Below are 3,270 nucleotides of genomic sequence, written 5' to 3'. Positions count from 1 at the left end.
GAAGTGGTTGAAGAGATCAAAAAGCAGTTTGGTTTTGATAAGCCAATTCATGTTCGTTACTTCGATATGTTGAAAAACTACGCGACCTTTAACTTCGGTGAAAGTCTGTTTAAAGGCGGCAACGTTATTGATCTCATCATCGAGCGACTGCCTGTTTCCATCTCCTTAGGGTTATGGAGTACCTTAATCATCTACGTGATTTCGATACCTTTAGGCATTATGAAGGCGATACATCACGGATCTCGGTTTGATATTTGGTCGAGTGCGGTGGTGATTGTTGGCTATGCCGTACCGGGCTTCTTGTTTGCGATTATCCTGATTATTTTGTTCGCGAGTGGTAACTACTTCAGTTGGTTCCCATTGCGTGGGCTCGTGTCGAGTAACTTCGACCAACTTAACTGGTATCAGCAAATTGGTGACTACTTCTGGCACTTAGCTTTGCCTATTTTCGCTATGGTCATCGGCGGTTTCGCCACACTCAGTATGTTGACCAAAAACTCCTTCCTTGATGAAATCAATAAGCAATATGTGGTCACCGCGAGAGCGAAAGGCTTGGACGAGAGCAGTATTCTCTACAAGCACGTTTTCCGTAACGCCATGCTGATCATTATTGCCGGTTTCCCGAGTGCATTTATTAGTATTTTCTTCACGGGTTCTATGTTGATTGAAGTGATGTTTTCACTCGAAGGCATCGGCCTGCTTGGCTTTGAGTCGACTATTCAGCGAGATTACCCAGTGGTGTTTAGTTCTCTCTATATCATGACCTTGCTTGGCTTGGTGCTGAGCATTATCTCCGACCTGACGTATACCTGGGTTGATCCTCGAATTGATTTTGAAGCGCGTTAATGGCGAACGAATAACAAGGTATTGATAATAAATGTTTAACAACCCTTTAGCTGAAGCTCGTTGGTTACGTTTTAAAGCAAACAAGCGTGGTTTTATCTCCCTTTGGATATTTACCATCTTGTTTGGATTGAGCCTGTTCGCTGAGATCATTGCCAACGATAAACCACTCTTGGTTTCTTATGATAATCAGTGGTTTGTACCTGTTATCAATGAGTACGCCGAGACAGAGTTTGGTGGCGAGTTTGAAACCGAAGCCGACTACAAAGACCCGTATGTTATCGAACTCATTGAAGACAACGGTTAAATCGTGTGGCCAATCATTCCTTTTAGCTACGATACGATAAACTTCGATATTTCGGGCGCGGTGCCATCGGAGCCAGATTCAGTGAACTGGCTTGGAACCGATGATAAAGGGCGAGATGTATTGGCTCGCATCATTTATGGGTTCCGTATCTCTGTTCTGTTTGGTTTTATTCTGACGATTGTATCGAGCGTAGTCGGCGTAGTTGTCGGGGCAACGCAAGGTTACTACGGTGGTTGGGTCGACTTGTTTGGGCAGCGCTTCATTGAAGTCTGGTCTGGAATGCCGACCTTATTCTTGCTGATCATTCTGTCGAGCTTCATTGAACCGAATTTCTGGTGGTTGCTAGGGATTATGGTGCTCTTCAGTTGGATGAGTTTGGTTGGGATTGTGCGAGCTGAATTCCTACGTTGTCGAAACTTTGATTATGTAAGAGCCGCGCAAGCCATGGGCGTTGACGACAAACGCATTATGCTTCGCCACATGCTACCCAACGCGATGGTGGCTTCGTTAACCATGATGCCGTTTATCCTTTCAGGCTCGGTCACCACATTAACGTCGTTAGATTTCTTAGGCTTTGGTTTGCCTGCGGGTTCGCCTTCATTAGGTGAGCTATTGGCGCAAGGTAAAGCTAACTTGCAAGCGCCTTGGCTTGGCATTTCTGCTTTCGTCGTACTTTCATTGATGTTGACGTTACTTGTCTTCGTTGGTGAAGCGGTGCGTGATGCTTTCGACCCACATCAACAGAAGTAAGGATAGGTTATGACTTCAAATACAGTTCCTGCTTCAGGGTCAACAGCAGAGGCTTCGAATGCATCTCCAGTTCTGACCATAGATAAATTGTCTGTCGGGTTTGGGCGTAAAGACTCGATAGAACAAGTGACGCAAGACGTCTCGTTGGAGATATACAAAGGTGAGACACTCGCGCTGGTGGGCGAGAGTGGCTCCGGTAAATCGGTTACGGCTAACTCAGTGTTAAAGCTGCTACCTAAAGGCTCATCGCACTACTTAAACGGTAAGATCAATTTCTCTGGCACCGATATTCTGAGTTGTTCTGAAAGGCAATTGCGAGGGATTCGTGGTGGCCGCATTGGCATGATCTTTCAAGAGCCTATGGTTTCGCTTAATCCACTTCATCGAGTCGGTAAGCAGCTGGTTGAAACCCTCGCGATTCACCGAGGTATGCGAACCAATAAAGCTCAAGCCTTGGCGATAGAGTGGCTTTCAAAGGTGGGTATTCGTTACCCAGAGCAGAAGATATCAGCGTACCCACACGAGCTATCAGGTGGAGAGCGTCAGCGTGTAATGATCGCAATGGCTCTGATTAACGAGCCAGAGCTGCTTATCGCTGACGAGCCGACGACTGCGTTGGATGTATCAGTACAAGCGCAGATTCTCGACCTGTTAAAAGATCTGCAACAAGAGCTGGGTATGGCGATGCTCTTTATCACACACGATTTGAGTATCGTTCGTAAAATTGCCGACAGAGTGGCGGTAATGAAAGATGGTCGCTTGGTTGAAAGCAATGACTGCCATACCCTGTTTAATGCTCCAGCTCACCCTTATACGCAAAAGCTTATCAACTCTGATCCGAAAGGCTTGCCCGTTCCAGTTTCTCCGGAAAGTGAACCTCTGCTCGATGTTAATCAACTTCGTGTTTGGTTCCCGATTACGGGCGGTTTATTCAAGCGAACCATTTCTCATGTCAAAGCTGTGACCGATATGGAGTTCACTTTGAAGAAAGGGCACTCAATCGGTTTAGTTGGCGAAAGTGGCTCTGGTAAATCGACAACCGGTATGGCGATACTCAAATTGGTGCAAAGTGAAGGTTCAATTACTTACGCAGATGAACAAATTCGGGGCTTAAACCGCCAACAGATGCTACCGTTTAGAAGCCGTATGCAAGTGGTCTTTCAAGACCCATTCTCGGCGTTAAACCCGAGAATGTCGGTTGCTCAGGTGATTGGCGAGGGTTTGTTAGTGCATCAACAATTGGACGACACTGAACTCGACCAACGCATCTGCGATGTAATGAAAGAGGTCGACCTAGACCCTGAAACTCGTCACCGTTACCCGAATGAGTTTTCGGGCGGTCAAAGGCAACGTATTGCGATTGCTCGTGC

The 3,270-nt window shown here is 46.5% G+C and carries 2 protein-coding genes and 1 pseudogene; all 3 read left to right on the top strand.

The window, feature by feature from the left end:
• A partial coding sequence (gene yejB, locus AB4653_RS22150) for a microcin C ABC transporter permease YejB (RefSeq protein WP_372105360.1) occupies positions 1-846 on the top strand: 846 nt, incomplete at its 5' end.
• A 31-nt stretch (positions 847-877) separates the two neighbouring features.
• A pseudogene (locus tag AB4653_RS22145) lies at positions 878-1,900 on the top strand (ABC transporter permease).
• A 9-nt stretch (positions 1,901-1,909) separates the two neighbouring features.
• Positions 1,910-3,270 (top strand): ABC transporter ATP-binding protein (locus AB4653_RS22140; protein WP_372105359.1); only part of this gene is annotated, 1,361 nt, incomplete at its 3' end.

Source organism: Vibrio sp. 10N.222.48.A3, from assembly GCF_041475345.1.
Lineage (GTDB): Bacteria > Pseudomonadota > Gammaproteobacteria > Enterobacterales > Vibrionaceae > Vibrio > Vibrio tasmaniensis_A.
Note: the sequence above shows the minus strand (reverse complement) of the source record. Positions and strands in the feature narration are given on the sequence as shown.